At 68.8% G+C, this 15,351-nt stretch carries 7 protein-coding genes; 6 read left to right on the top strand and 1 reads right to left on the bottom strand.

Going from position 1 to position 15,351, the window contains the following annotated elements; all coding sequences use genetic code 11:
- Positions 1-20 precede the first annotated feature (20 nt).
- Positions 21-536 (bottom strand): MmpS family transport accessory protein, encoded by a 516-nt coding sequence (locus AC07FA_RS09335; RefSeq protein ID WP_479074213.1) that lies wholly within the window; start codon positions 534-536, stop codon positions 21-23.
- Between the two features lie 1,315 nt (positions 537-1,851).
- On the opposite strand from AC07FA_RS09335, the gene AC07FA_RS09330 reads away from it, so the two are divergent.
- The 6 genes from AC07FA_RS09330 to AC07FA_RS09305 all read left to right on the top strand — a co-directional run bounded on the left by AC07FA_RS09330 (position 1,852) and on the right by AC07FA_RS09305 (position 15,327).
- Positions 1,852-9,480: a golvesin C-terminal-like domain-containing protein gene (locus tag AC07FA_RS09330; RefSeq protein ID WP_479074271.1), complete on the top strand. Its 7,629-nt coding sequence runs from the start codon at positions 1,852-1,854 to the stop codon at positions 9,478-9,480.
- Positions 9,467-10,006 (top strand): hypothetical protein, encoded by a 540-nt coding sequence (locus AC07FA_RS09325; protein WP_479074211.1) that lies wholly within the window; start codon positions 9,467-9,469, stop codon positions 10,004-10,006. Before AC07FA_RS09330 ends, AC07FA_RS09325 begins: the two co-directional genes overlap by 14 nt.
- A 171-nt stretch (positions 10,007-10,177) precedes the next feature.
- Positions 10,178-11,011 carry a M55 family metallopeptidase gene (locus tag AC07FA_RS09320; RefSeq protein ID WP_479074210.1) on the top strand — a complete coding sequence of 278 codons (834 nt, stop codon included), beginning with the start codon at positions 10,178-10,180 and terminating at the stop codon, positions 11,009-11,011.
- Positions 11,004-12,347: a M20/M25/M40 family metallo-hydrolase gene (locus AC07FA_RS09315; RefSeq protein WP_479074209.1), complete on the top strand. Its 1,344-nt coding sequence runs from the start codon at positions 11,004-11,006 to the stop codon at positions 12,345-12,347. Before AC07FA_RS09320 ends, AC07FA_RS09315 begins: the two co-directional genes overlap by 8 nt.
- A 20-nt stretch (positions 12,348-12,367) precedes the next feature.
- Positions 12,368-14,386: a prolyl oligopeptidase family serine peptidase gene (locus AC07FA_RS09310; RefSeq protein ID WP_479074208.1), complete on the top strand. Its 2,019-nt coding sequence runs from the start codon at positions 12,368-12,370 to the stop codon at positions 14,384-14,386.
- On the top strand, positions 14,383-15,327 hold the full coding sequence (locus AC07FA_RS09305) for a S66 peptidase family protein (RefSeq protein WP_479074206.1): 945 nt from the start codon (positions 14,383-14,385) through the stop codon (positions 15,325-15,327). The genes AC07FA_RS09310 and AC07FA_RS09305 overlap by 4 nt, the downstream gene beginning before the upstream one ends.
- The last annotated feature ends 24 nt before the right edge of the window (positions 15,328-15,351 follow it).

Raw genomic sequence — 15,351 nt, 5'->3', positions numbered from 1 at the left:
CCGCCCCGACGGGCCGGCCGTCAGCCTGTGCCCTCCGCGGGCGCGGTCGGCTCCGGTGCGGGCAGTTCGCTCGTGCAGGTGGTGCGTCCGAAGGTCCCCGAGGCCGTGGCACGTTGCAGGTGCCTGCCGTCGATGGCGAGTGTGCAGCTCGCCTGACCGCCCTTCGCGCCGAGGGTGACGTTGACGATGGGGGAGGTGCCGAGCGGCACGTTCACCGTCTTCTTCCAGGGGAGTTCGGCGTTCTTCACGGTGCTCGCCCGGTCGCCTTCGCCGTCTCCGCGGTAGGAGATGTCGGCCACGCCCTCACCGAGCACCTCGTAGGTGACGGCGGCGGTGGGCACCGCGGCCTCCTCGCCGGTCCGTTCGTCGCCGGAGTCGAGGATTCCGTAGGTGACGAGCGCGCCACAGGCAAGGAGCAGTGCCGCGGCGACGGCGATGCCGCGGCGGTCGGGGCTCCGGGACACCGGGCCGGCTGCTTCCGGGGTTTCGGCTTCTTCGGGCTGTTCCGGATCGGTCGTTTCCTGCGTGGTGGGCATGGCCGCGCTTTCGGTCGAAGCGAGTTCGCCTGGGTTATACACCATTCGAATCCGCACATGCCAGGGCGTGGAAATAGCGGGTGAATTGGGGCGGCCCATGTCCCGCGGGTTTTCTGTCGGAGGGTCAAATATCCGAATTCTGACGTCCCTTGACCAGAGTTCGGGCCATCGGTTAGACAGCGTCCGACTTTGATCGACACGTCTCTGGTCAGGCCACTTTCCCAGGTGCGGGAGGTGGTCCGGTTGGCATGCCCGGAGACGGCCGAACGGGTCGGCATTTCAGTGCGACTGGCAGGGGGGTCCTCGCCGGCGTGCCGATGAAGGGAATGGCGTGAAAGTGAGACTCGGGCGGGCCGTGGCCTGCCTCGTGGTGTCGGCGGTCGCTTCCACTCTCCTGCCACAGGTCGCTTACGCGGCTGAGGTTTCGGGTGAGGACGGCGATGGAATCGTTGATGCCTTCACGGGCTGGTTCTCGGACAGCCATGACGAGAACGAGCCGAAGGAGCCGTCGACCGGCGGGACCCCCGTGCTGCCGAGCCGGGAGAAGCTGCCCGCAGGGAAGGCGGCTCCGAAGGCGAAGCGTGTCGCTGAGCTGACGGGGCGGCGGACGGCGAACGAGCGGTTCTGGCAGCTGTCGGACGGCCGCGTGCAGGCCGAGGTGTCGGTGACACCGACCGGGTACCGGGCGGGCAAGTCGTTCAAGGACATCGACCCGACGGTGAAGCCGTCCGGTGCCAAGGGCTTCGCCCTGGCCAACACGACGAACGCGGCGCGCAGTTGGTTCGGCACCGACGCGGACCGGCTGCTGCGGTTCGAGGCCGCCGGCCATACGGTGACGCTGGGCCTGGAGGGTGCGGGCAAGCTCGACCCCGTGGCCGAGGGCAACACCGTGACGTACGAGAACGCGGTGGCCGGCGCGGACCTGTCCTACGTGGTGGGCCCGGGGCGGGTGAAGGAGAACATCGTCCTGGCCGAGCGGCCGAAGGGTCCGGTGTCGTTCACGTTCACCCTGGACGCGGGTGGTCTGACGCCGAAGGCGGGCAAGGACGGCTCCGTCGCGTTCTACGGCGAGGCACCCAACCCGGTGCTCGTCATCCCCGCCGCGTTCATGACGGACGCGAACTCCTCGGCTGATTCCCCCTACGGTTCCGGCTACAGCCCCGCCGTCGAGCAGAAGCTCACGCGGGCGGGCAAGGGCTGGAAGCTGACGGTCGTACCCGATGCGAAGTGGCTGGCCGCCAAGGAGCGGCAGTACCCGGTCACGGTCGACCCGACGATCACGATCGCACCGACGCCGTCGTCCGCGCAGGACGTGATGATCTCCTCGGACGGCCCGGCGTCGAACTACGACGACAACTGGCGTCTGTCGGTCGGCAACACGAGTACGGGCTCCTCGCGTGCCCTGCTGCGCTTCCCGCTCGGTACGGTCCCGGCGGGCACCAAGCTGGATTCGGCCGACCTCAAGCTGTACTACGACCAGACGCACACCGCGGGTGACACCGAGGTGCAGCTGGAAGCGCACCGGGCCACCCAGCCGTGGACCGAGGCCGGCGCGACGTGGAACAACGCCAATGCCCTGACCGGCGAGCTGTCGGGCACCTCCGTCGTCGTCGACGACGGTGACACCGGGCGGACCGCTGCCGTCGGAGCCTGGCCCGCGTCCGGGAACACCGCGTACACGCAGTACGCGCTCAATCAGGACTACCTGTACAACAAGGACACGGTCGCGGGAGACACCTACACCTGGCAGCCGAGTCTGCCGGAGGACGGGGACTACCAGGTCGAGACGCACTACGTCCCGGCCGCCGACCGCGCGTCCAACGCCCCCTACACCGTCACGTACAGCGGTGGCACGAAGGCGTACACCGTCAATCAGCAGGCCGGCAGCGCCGGGGTGTGGAAGACGCTGGGCACCCACCCGTTCAAGGCGGGCACCCTGGGCAAGGTCGTGCTCGGTGACGGGCCCGCCTCCGCCTCCACCACGGTGCTGGCGGACGCGGTCCGCTTCACCAAGGGCGGTGTCGTCACCAAGAAGCCCGGTGAGCTCAACACCTGGCACTCCTTCCCCGTGACCAGGACCGTCCAGTCGTGGATCGACGGCACGAACACCAACAACGGCTTCGTGATCAAGGCCGGCGACGAGACGGCGAACGGGCCCAAGGGCGGGCCGCGTTACGAGGGCAGCGAGTTCGGTTACGCGGGTGAGTCCGCGAACTACCCGAAGCTGGTGCTGACCTACGGCCGCCAGGGCGTCGACCTCGCCGCCCCGGCCACGATCCACGACACCGGGGCCGAGCTCAGCTGGTCGGCGTACACCGACCCGTCGGCTGTGAGCACGGACGACGACCTGGTGGAGTACCAGGTCCACCGGTCCATCAACCAGACGTTCACGCCGTCGGCCGCCACGATGGTGGCGCCGGTCGCGCCGGACACGACGTCGTTCACCGACACCACGGCCGCGCCGACGAAGGCGGACGACGCTGATCCGTTCGGCCGCGCGTACTACTACATGGTCGCGGTCAAGACGAAGGACCGCCAGGTCCTGCCGGCGCAGACACAGCTGGTCCGCCTCCCCAAGGCGGGCCGCACCACCAAGGTGCTGGAAGCATCCGCGGACACCACCCTGTCCTCGGCCGAACCTGCTCTCGCGCACGACACGCTCACCGAGGGTGTTCCGCAGAACTGGATCTCCGCCGGGAACAACTCCCTCAGCTACGGCAAGACCCGCGCCCTGCTGAAGTTCCCCCAGCTCGGCATCCCCGCGACCGCACGCGTACTGGACGCCACGGTACGGCTGTGGGGCACCCAGACCAGCCAGGACGCCCCCGGAGCCGTCTATGAACTGAGGCCCCTCACACGGGACTTCGACGAGACGGCCACCTGGGTGAAGGCGAACGCCGCCACCAGCTGGACCACCCAGGGCGGTGACGTCGGCGCGACCGTGTCCGACACCGGAGCCAAGACCAACGACCCGGCCCGCCACGACTGGAACGTCACCTCACTCGCCCAGTCCTGGGTGAGCACCCCGACGTCCCAGAAGGGCGTCGCCATCAAGATGGCCGACGAGACGGTCCAGCAGGAACGCACCCTGTTCCTGTCCTCCGAGGGTGCTGAGCCCAGGCTCCACCCCAAGATCGTGGTCACCTACATCGACTCGACCACGGCCTCGACGTACTTCGCGCCGCAGACCCCGGCCCGGATGACGCCGAACACCACCTACACGGTCGACTTCAACCTCACCAACACCACCGCGGCCACGTGGAAGGCCACCGACCAGGTCCTCACCTACAAGTGGGCCCTCCCCGACGGCACCGACGTCACCAACGGCGGCAACCAGATCCAGACCGCCCTGCCCAGTGATGTCGCTCCCGGCGACTCGGTCAGCCTCCAGGCCCAGGTCAAGACCCCGATCAACTCCGACTCGGGCAACAAGCGCACCGACTACGCCCTGACGTGGGACGTCCTGAACAAGACGACCAGCACCTGGGTCTCCGGCACCGCCGGCATACCCGGCCTCTCGCAGAACGTCGCGGTGGAGGACCCCACCTCCAACCAGCTCGGACTGGAGAAGTTCTACTCCTACGCGGGGAAGAACACCGGCGCCGGCTCCACGGTCATGAACAACACGGCTTCCGGAAACAGCGTCTGGTCCTACAACGCGTTCTCCAATCCGGGGCGTGGTGTCAGCACCTTCGCCCGCTTCTCCTACAACACGCTCGACACCTCCGACACCGTCCTCGGACACGGCTGGTCCGGCCAGCTGGCCGGACCCACCCGCCTGGGCGCGCCGTTGGAGTTCCACCCCAAGCCGCACCCGACCGAGGTCAAGCTCCCGGACGGCGACGGCACCACGCACATCTTCAGCAAGCAGCCCGACGGCTCGTGGAAGGCCCCGGCCGGTGTCCACTACAAGCTGGAAGCCAAGCCCGGGCTGGACTGCACCCCGGACAAGGACCCGATTCCCGACGCCTGGACGATGAACCGTCCGGACGGCACGCGGTTCGTGTTCGGCTGCGACGGCTACATGACGTCGACCGTCGACAAGAACGGCAACGCGCAGACGTACACGTACGAGGAGCGCAAGTCCAACAACAAGCCGACCAAGTTCCTCAAGTACATCACCGACCCCGCGGGCCGTCAGAGCCTGACCGTGGAGTACTACGCCAAGGGTGAGGTCGCCACGAAGATCGTCGACCACGTCAAGTCGATGACCGACATCTCCGGCCGCAAGGTCACCTTCGAGTACTCCGACAAGGGGCTGCTCACCAAGCTCACCGACGGCGCCGGCTCGTCCCAGCCGAAGGTGTTCGGCTTCGAGTACGACGCCACCCAGGGCAACAAGAACGTCAAGCTGGTCAAGGTCACCGACCCGCGCGCCCACTCCACCGCCCTGGCGTACTACTACCCGAAGGAGGGCGACGACCCGAAGTACCACTGGTGGACCCAGACCCTCACCGACCGGCTCCAGGGCACCACCGACTTCGCGTACAAGGTGAACACGGCCAACCCGAAGTTCACCGACACCACGGTCATCGACGCCGAGCGGAACAGCTCGACGTTCGTCATGGACGACTTCGGCCGCGCCGTGCAGACCACCAACGCCAAGGCGCAGACCACCAAGCTCCTCTGGGACGCGGACAACAACGTCACGTACCTCGAAGAGGCCAACGGCGCCAAAACCGCGTACTGCTACGACCAGAAGACCGGCTACCCGCTCTGGCAGCGTGACGCCGAGAACAACAAGGGCGGAGTCCCGGCGCAGAGCGAGTGCGCGCCCGGTGTCCGCCCGGCCAACGCGCAGACGTACGAGTACAAGCCGCGTCCCGACGGCTTCGGGGCCGACCTGGCCAAGAAGATCTCGCCGGAGGGCCGCAGCTGGCAGTTCGGCTACGACACCTTCGGCAACCTCACGAAGGTCACCGACCCGAAGGGCGTCGCCACCGCGACGGTGGACGACTACGTCACGACGTACGAGTACGACACCTTCGGCCAGCTGACCAAGGCCGTGGACGCGAACGGCAACGCGACCGTGAACACCGGTTTCGGTGCGACGGGTTACCCGGCCACGATCACCGACGCGCTGAACAGGCCGACGGCGTTCGTCTATGACGAGCGCGGCCAGGTCACCCAGGTCACCGACGCGCTGTCCAAGAAGACGACCCAGGGCTACGACGTCTTCGGCCGTCCGACGACCAGCACCTCGCCCAAGGACCAGAACGCCGGGGTGCTCATCACGACACCGGCGCCGGTCTACGACGTCAACGACAACGTGACCCTGTCCAAGGCGCCCAACCTGGCCGAATCGACCGCCGTCTACGACGCGGCCGACCAGCTGATCTCGGCGACCGCGCCCAAGGACACGACAACCGCCGCCGAGCGGGTGGCGACGTACACGTACGACAAGGTGGGCAACCTCAAGAGCTCGACCGAACCCAAGGGCACGCTGACCACGACCACCCCGGACGACTTCCGGACCGTCAGCACCTACAACGAGATCTACCAGCTGACCTCGGTCGCCAACATGGTGGGCGACAAGATCTCGTACGAGTACGACAACGTCGGCAACGTCACGAAGGTCATCGACCCCAAGAAGAACGCGACCGCCGACACGACCGACTTCACCAGCAAGTCGGCGTACGACCTCAACCACCGGGTCACGTCGGTCACGGATGCCGCGGGCACGTCCACGTCGAGCACGTACGACAAGGACTCGCTGACGGTCTCGTCGACGGACGCGGAGAACAACACCACGCTGATCACCTACGACGAGCGGGGTATGCAGAAGGAGGTGAGGACGCCGCACGAGGGCACCAGCCCCCTCACCTACCGCACGACCCGGTACGAGTACGACCAGGTCGGCAACACCACCAAGGTCGTCTCCCCGCGCGGTACCGCCACGGCCGGCACCGAGGACTTCGTCCAGGAGACCACGTACGACCAGCTGAACCGGCCCAAGCGGCAGATCCAGCCGTACGACCCGAACGACACGCGCTACAACCACAAGGTCTGGTCGGAGACCGAGTACGACGAGGTGGGCCGGGTCAGGAAGACCTCCCTGCCGCCGTCGGAGGGCCAGACGGTCCGTAACGACACCGTCTTCGAGTACTTCGACAACGGCTGGACCAAGAAGTCCACGGACCCGTGGGACATCGTCACCACCTACGACTACAACAACCTCGGGCAGCAGACCGCCCGTACGCTCACCTCGGCAGGCGGTTCCTCCAACCGCACCATGACCTGGGGCTTCTACCCGGACGGCAAGCTGAAGTCCAAGGCGGACGACGGTGTGCCGGTGGGCAGCTCGGTGGTCCTGGTCGACAACTCCGACACCCAGAACACCTCCGCGACGGGTACCTGGACGAAGGGCAGCATCACCGGTCAGCAGGGCTACGACCATCAGGTCCACGCCGCGGGCATCGGTACCGAGGCCTTCACCTGGAAGCTCAACATTCCGCAGGACGGTTCCTACACGGCGTACGTCAAGTACCCGAAGGTCACCGGCGCCGCCACGGCCGCGAAGTACACGGTCACGCACTCCAGCGGCACCACGAACGTGACCAAGGACCAGAACGCGAACACCGGGACCTGGGTCTCACTGGGCTCGTTCACCTTCACTCGGGGCAACACGGCCAAGCTCCAACTTGCCCGGAACACCGGCGGCGCGGTCGTCGCCGACGGCGTGAAGCTGGTGCGGAACAACGCGGGCGACACGGACAGCGAGAAGCGCTCGTTCTCCTACGCCTATGACGCCAACGGCAACCTGACGTCGATCGACGACACCTCGTCCGGCGCACGGGTCGACGCGTACACCATCGCCCACACGGGCCTGAACCAGGTACAGAAGGTCACCGAGGCGCTCGCGGGCCAGGAAAAGAAGTCCACCTCCTACACCTACGACGCCAACGGCAAGCCCGAGACGGTCGTGCACCCGGACCAGTTCTCCAGGTACACCTACGACCTCCGGGACCTGGTGAAGACGGTGTCGGTCGGCAAGACCGCCACCGATGCCGCGCCCAAGGTCACGTCGTACACGTACACCGACCGCGGCCAGCGCCTCAAGGAGACCAAGGCCAACGGCAACACGGTCGACCTCACCTACTACCTCGACGGAGTCGTCAGGACCCAGGCCGAGAAGAAGGCCAACGGCACCCTGGTGTCGTCGCACACCTACACCTACGACCCGAACGGCAACAAGTCGCAGGACGTGGCGAAGAAGATGAACGCCGACAACAACGCGGCGTACCTCGACTCCACCACCACCTACACCTACGACCCGGCCGACCGGCTCTCCAAGTCGGTCAAGACCGGCAACGGCGCGGGTACCGACACCTACACCCACGACGACAACGCCAACGTCGTGTCCCAGACCGTCAAGGGCGACACGACCACGTACGACTACGACCGCAACCGGCTGCTCTCCGCGACCACCGCGGGGGCCAAGGCCACGTACGACTACGACCCGTTCGGCCGCCAGCAGTCGGTGACCAGCGGGGGCAAGGTCGTGGAGCGCACCGTCTACGACGGCTTCGACCACGTCACCGAGAGCACGAGCCTCGACGACGCCGGAGCCGAGAAGACCACCAAGTACACCTACGATCCGCTGGACCGCACCGCGACCAAGACCGTGGACGCCAAGACGACCGACTTCGACTACCTCGGTCTGTCCGGCGAGGTGCTGGACGAGAAGGTGGCCGGCGAGCTGACCAAGTCGTACCAGTACAGCCCGTGGGGCGAGCGGCTCTCCCAGGTCAAGCACAACACCGACGGTACGAGTGAGGACGGCTTCTACGGCTACAACAGCCACACCGACGTCGAGACGCTGACCACCGAGGACGGCGACACGAAGGCCACCTACGGGTACACGGCCTACGGGAACGACGACGAGTCGGAGTTCACCGGGATCGACAAGCCCGAGGCGGGCGACCCGACCGAGGAGAGCTACAACCCCTACCGGTACAACGCCAAGCGCTGGGACGCCCAGTCAGGCACGTACGACATGGGCTTCCGCAACTACAGCCCGGGCCTCAACCGCTTCACCACCCGGGACATGTACAACGGTGCCCTCGCGGACATGGGCCTCGGCTCCGATCCGTACACCAGCAACCGGTACGCCTTCACCGGCGGCAACCCCACCAGCTTCATCGAGCTGGACGGGCACCTGCCGTGCGCCGAGGGCATCAAGGACGTGTGCGGTGGCGGCAGCACGATGACCAGCCTCTTCCTGGCACCCTCCAAGCCGGCCAGCGGTGGCGGCTACACGGAGGGCTCGCCCAGTGAGCCCAAGGTCACGTACGACGACGATTTCCCGTACGACCCCAACTCCGAGCCCACCGCGGGCGACTACGTGAGCTGGAACAAGTGGAAGGCCAAGATGATTGGTGGCGGCGTGCTCGCCTCGCTCGGCTTCTACGGTGACGGCGCACTCGACGACGCGGTCCCCGCGTACGCCCACTACAGGGAGAACACGGGGGCGGACTTCGAGGTGAACTACAACGAGGGGTACCACGAGGACGAGGCCATCGGCGCCTTCGTGGACGGCGAGATCGCCCGCGCGCAGAACGCCGCGGAGATCCTCAGCGGCAAGACCGGGAAGTCGACCTTCGACATGACCGGCGGGGCGCGGAGCATGACGGGCAGCGACCTGTACACGAAGACCGAGAACTGGGACAAGACCCTTGGTGATCACAAGATCTGGGGCAGCGCGCAGGTCTCGTCGCAGGGCGACAAGTTCACGATGACGATCACGGTCCACGCCATGGACCGCTACGACTTCAACAAGGGAATGACCGACAAGACCTCGGGTGCGGCGGACGACGAGAACGGCCGCTTCGCTACGCTCGGCTGGGCCAAGCCGTTCATGGTGAGCGGATCGCTCACCCGGGTCGTGACATGGAACAGGGGAGACGTGGGAAGCAGCACGGTGGTGACCAATGGCCCGCGGTGACGTCCGCCGGGCGCGCGGAGGGGTCGTGCTGGTCGCGGCACTGGCACTGATCACCGGCTGCGGCAGCGATGTCGCCGACACGGCGAGTGTCCGGAGCCCCGCCGGGTCGTCGGCCCGTTCGCCGGAGACGGCGGAGCCGGAGCAGACGATCGAGCGGGACAAGGGGCCGGTCCTCGAACGGTTCCCGGAGTTCGGGGACATCACCGGCGTCGAATGGGTCACGAAGAACTTCGGGAGGCCGTCCAAGGTGGCGGGCCCCACGGACTTCCGTGTCTCGGGCGTGGCGCAGCTGGCGAAGGCGGATGCCGAGCGGCTCCAGCGGGAGCACGACTGGGTACCGGCAGAAGAGCCCCCGGCCACGCTGGCGGGGATCTCCTCCAGGGTGCCCAAGGGGGTGGCCTGGGAGGTGAGTGAGGGATTCACCTCCCAGGTGACGGGAGGAGCGTTCGAAGCGACGTTCTTCCTCGACCCCGTGGCCGGGGTCATGGTGTTCGACGCCGTGAATCCGTCGGTCGCCCATCCCTGAGCACTGCCGCAGTGCTCACAAGCCGCCGGCCGTACGCACCCGCGTACGGCCGGCGGCCGCACGTCACCGGGGTGTCCGGCGGCCCCGGAGGGGGACCCCGTCACAGGACTGGACCATTAAACCTTCCTGGGGTTCTGGTCCGGCCGTTCGACGACGCGTAACGTGACGCCGATGAAGATCCTCATCAGCGCGGACATGGAGGGCGCCACGGGAGTGACGTGGCCCGCCGATGTGCTGCCCGGAACTCCGCAGTGGGAGCGGTGCCGCTCCATGTTCACCTCCGACGTGAACGCGGCCGCCCTCGGGTTCTACGACGGGGGAGCCGACGAGGTGCTCGTCAACGAAGCCCACTGGAGCATGCGCAATCTGCTCCTGGAGCGGCTCGACGAGCGGGTGCAGATGCTCACCGGCAAGCACAAGTCCCTCTCCATGGTCGAAGGCATCCAGCACGGTGACGTGGACGCCGTCGCGTTCGTCGGCTATCACACCGGGGCCGGCACGGAGGGCGTGCTCGCCCACACCTATCTCGCCAACTCCATCACCGGGGTCTGGCTCGACGGCGTCCGCGCGAGCGAGGGGCTGCTCAACGCGCACGTCGCCGCCGAGTACGGGGTGCCCGTCGTCCTCGTCACCGGCGACGACCTGACCTGCGTCGACGCCGAGGGATACGCGCCCGCCGCCCGCAAGGTCGCGGTGAAGGACTACGTGTCGCGGTACGCGGCGGTGTGCCGCACCCCGGCCCGTACCGCTGCGGACATCAGGGCCGCGGCCAAGGACGCCACCGCACTCGCCGTGCGTCACGAACCGGTCACGGGCGGCTCCCGCACGGTGGAGCTGGAGTTCGACGCCGAGCATCTGGCGGCGGCCGCCACGGTCGTACCCGGCGTGGCGCCCAGCGGTGAGCGGCGTGTCGCGTACACCAGCGGGACGATGTATGAAGGTATTCGCACGTTCAAGGCGGTGACCACGATCGTGTCGTCCGCCGTGGAGGAACAATATGGCTGAGGCGACCGGCCCGCTCGGTCCGGTGGACGAGCAGGCACTCGACGAATCGGTGACGTTCACCTCCGAACTGATCCGCATCGACACCACCAACCGGGGCGGCGGCGACTGCCAGGAGCGCCCCGCGGCCGAGTACGTGGCCGAGCGGCTGGCAGCCGCCGGACTGGAACCGGCCCTCCTGGAGCGCACTCCCGGGCGCACCAACGTCGTCGCCCGTATCGAGGGCACGGACCCGTCCGCCGACGCACTCCTCGTGCACGGCCACCTCGACGTGGTGCCGGCCGAAAGCGCCGACTGGACCGTGCACCCCTTCTCCGGGGAGGTCCGCGACGGTGTCGTCTGGGGCCGCGGGGCCGTCGACATGAAGAACATGGACGCGATGGTCCTCGCGGTCGTACGCGCCTGGGCACGCGCCGGAGTCCGCCCCCGCCGCGACATCGTCATCGCGTACACCGCCGACGAGGAGGCCAGCGCCGAGGACGGCTCGGGCTTCCTCGTCGACCGTCACGCGGGCCTCTTCGACGGCTGCACCGAGGGCATCAGCGAATCCGGGGCCTTCACCTTCCACGCGGGCGGAGGCATGTCCCTCTACCCGATCGCCGCCGGCGAGCGCGGTACCGGCTGGCTCAAGCTGACCGCCGAGGGCAGGGCCGGGCACGGTTCCAAGGTCAACCGTGCCAACGCCGTGACCACGCTGGCCTCGGCCGTCGCCCGGATCGGCGCGCACCCGTGGCCGGCCCGGCTCACCCCGACCGTCCGGGCGGCCCTCATCGAGATCGCCGCGCTGCACGGCATCCCCGTCGACACCGAGGTGCCCGGGTTCGATGTCGACGAGCTGCTGGGCAAGCTCGGACCGGCCGCCGCACTCGTCGAGTCCACGGTCCGCAACAGCAGCAACCCGACGATGCTGGAAGCCGGTTACAAGGTCAACGTGATCCCGGGCAGTGCCACCGCCTACATCGACGGCCGGATGCTGCCCGGCGGCGAGGAAGAGTTCCACGAGACCCTGGACCGGCTGACCGGTCCCGGAGTCTCCTGGGAGTTCCACCACCGGGAGGTCCCGCTCCAGGCCCCGGTCGACTCACCCACGTACGCCAAACTGCGCGCCGCCGTCGAACGCTTCGACCCGGACGGCCATGTCGTGCCCTACTGCATGTCCGGTGGCACGGACGCCAAGCAGTTCTCCCGGCTCGGCATCACCGGATACGGCTTCTCGCCCCTGAAACTGCCCGTCGGCTACGACTACCAGGCCATGTTCCATGGCGTCGACGAGCGCGTCCCGGTGGACGCCCTGCACTTCGGCGTCCGCGTCCTCGACCACTACCTGCGCACCGCCTGACCCGACACGGGGGGAATCACATGGTCACCACAGCGCCCTACGGAACCTGGCCGTCGCCGATCGACGCGGCACTCGCCGCCTCGCACGACGGCCGCCCCGAGTTCGTCGGCACCGTCGGCGACGAGGTGTGGTGGACGGAACCGCGCCCGGCCGAGGGCGGCCGCCGCGCCCTGGTGCGCCGCCGCGCGGACGGCACCACCGCCTCCGCGCTGCCCGCGCCCTGGAACGCCCGCAGCCGTGTCATCGAGTACGGCGGACAGCCCTGGGCCGGCGCCGAGCGCTCCGAGGGCGGTCCGCTGATCGTCTTCGTGCACTTCGACGACCAGCGGCTCTACGCGTACGAACCGGACGGCCCCGGCGACCCGTGGCCGCTCACCCCCGTGTCCGACGTGGGTGACGGGCTGCGCTGGGCCGACCCGCAGCTCCGCCCGGTCCGCACGGAGAGCGGCGCACAGGGCGAAGTCTGGTGCGTCATGGAGGAGTTCACCGGGGACGCGCCCACCGACGTGCGCCGGGTGATCGTGGCCGTGCCCCTGGACGGCTCGGCCGCCGACGACCGCGGCGCCGTGCGGGAACTCTCCGACGACCGCCACCGCTTCGTCACCGGGCCGAAGATCTCGTACGACGGGCGCCGGGCCGCCTGGATCGCCTGGGACCACCCGCGGATGCCGTGGGACGGCACGGTCGTGATGGTCGCGGACCTCACCGACGAGGACACCTTCACCGGCGTGCGCCCGCTCGTCGGAGACATCGACGAGTCCGTCTGCCAGGTCGAATGGGACCGGGACGGTTCGCTGCTGTTCGTCTCCGACGTCAGCGGCTGGTGGGAGCTCCAGCGCATCCGCCCGGACGCCCCGGTGGGCTCCGTCGTACCGAGCAGCAGGCTCTGCGGCGGCCGGGGCGAGGAGTTCGGCGGCCCCATGTGGCGGATCGGGCTGCGGTGGTTCCGGCTCCTGGACAACGGACTCATCGCCGTCATCCACGGCAAGGGCACCACCCGGCTCGGTGTGCTCGACCCGGAGACCGGCGAGCTCGCCGACGTGGCAGGGCCCTGGACCGCCTGGGCGGAGACCCTCGCCGTACAGGACACCCGGGTCATCGGCATCGCCGCGAGCCCGCACACCGCCTACGAGGTGGTCGAGCTGGACACCGCCGACGGACACACCCGGATCATCGGCGCGGGGCACCGGGACGCCGTTGATCCCGCGTACTACTCCCAGCCGCGGGAGCGCACCTTCACCGGCCCGGACGGGCGCGAGATCCACGCCCACGTCCACCCGCCGCACCACCCCGGTTTCGCCGGGCCCGAGGGCGAGAAGGCCCCGTACGTGATCTGGGCGCACGGCGGCCCCACCGGGCACGCCCCGCTCGTACTGGACCTGGAGATCGCCTACTTCACCTCGCGCGGCATCGGTGTCGCCGAGGTCAACTACGGCGGTTCCACCGGTTACGGCCGCGCCTACCGCGAACGGCTCCGCGAACAGTGGGGCGTCGTGGACGTCGAGGACTGCGCCGCCGTGGCCGAGGCACTGGCCGCCGAGGGCGCGGCCGACCGCGACCGGCTGGCCGTGCGCGGCGGCAGCGCCGGCGGCTGGACCACGGCGGCCTCCCTGACCGGCACCGACGTCTACGCCTGCGGGACGATCCTGTACCCCATCCTCGATCTGGCGGGCTGGGCCACCGACGAGACGCACGACTTCGAGTCGCAGTATCTGGAATCGCTCGTCGGCCCGTTCGCCGAGGTACCGGAGCGCTACCACGAGCGTTCTCCCATGCACCGCACCGACCGGCTCACCGTGCCGTTCCTGCTGCTCCAGGGGCTCGACGACGTGATCTGCCCGCCCGTGCAGAGCGAACGGTTCCTGGCCGAACTGGAGGGCAGGGCGGTTCCGCACGCGTACCTCGCCTTCGAGGGCGAAAGCCATGGATTCCGGCGCGCGGAGACCCTGATCCGGGCGCTGGAGGCTGAACTCTCCCTGTACGCGCAGACCTTCGGCATCGACCGCCCCGACGTCCCGCGACTGGAGCTGGACAAGTGACGCTCAGGCCCCTCACCCGGCCCGCCCGGCTGCGGCCGGGTGCCAGGGTCGCCGTCGTGGCCCCCAGCGGACCCGTACCCGCCGACCGGCTCGACGCGGGGCTCGACCTGCTGCGCGGCTGGGACCTGGAGCCGGTCGTGGCACCCCACGTCCTGGACGCGCACCCGGAGCTGGACTACCTGGCCGGTACCGACGAGGGCCGCGCCCGGGACCTCCAGGAGGCCTGGTGCGACCCCTCGGTGGACGCCGTGCTGTGCGCCCGCGGGGGATACGGCGCCCACCGCATGGTCGACCTCCTCGACTGGACCGCCATGCGGGCGGCCGGGCCCAAGGTGTTCGTCGGCTACAGCGACATCACCGCACTTCACGAGGCGTTCGCCGTGCGGACGGGGATCTCCACGCTGCACGGCCCGATGGTCGCCACGGAGACCTTCCTCAAGGACGCCGCGACCCAGGAGTCGTTGCGCGCCACCCTCTTCGAGCCGGATTCGGTACGCACCCTCGGCCTGGAGCCGGCGACCGCGCTGGTACCGGGCCGTTCCCGGGGCATCACGTACGGCGGCTGCGTCAGCCTGCTCGCCGCCGACATCGGCGCCGCACACGCCCGGAGGTCGGCCCGGGGCGGACTGCTGGTGATGGAGGACGTGGGCGAGGACCCGTACAGGATCGACCGGATTCTCACCCAACTGCTGCGTACCGGCGCCCTAGACGGCATCTCCGGGGTGGCCTGCGGGTCCTGGGAGAACTGCGGACCGTATGCGCAGGTGCGGGCCGTGCTCGCCGACCGGCTCGGCGGTCTGGGCATACCGGTGGTCGAGGAGCTGGGCTTCGGTCACAGCCCTACGGCACTGACGATTCCGCTGGGGGTGCCCGCCGTGCTGGACGCGCCCTCGGACGGCGGCCGGTGCACGCTCACCGTCGACGTGCCCGCCCTCGTCTGAAGTCACCGCACGCGTGCAGAAGTT

The sequence above is a fragment of the Streptomyces sp. NPDC045968 genome (assembly GCF_056430475.1).
Note: the sequence above shows the minus strand (reverse complement) of the source record. Positions and strands in the feature narration are given on the sequence as shown.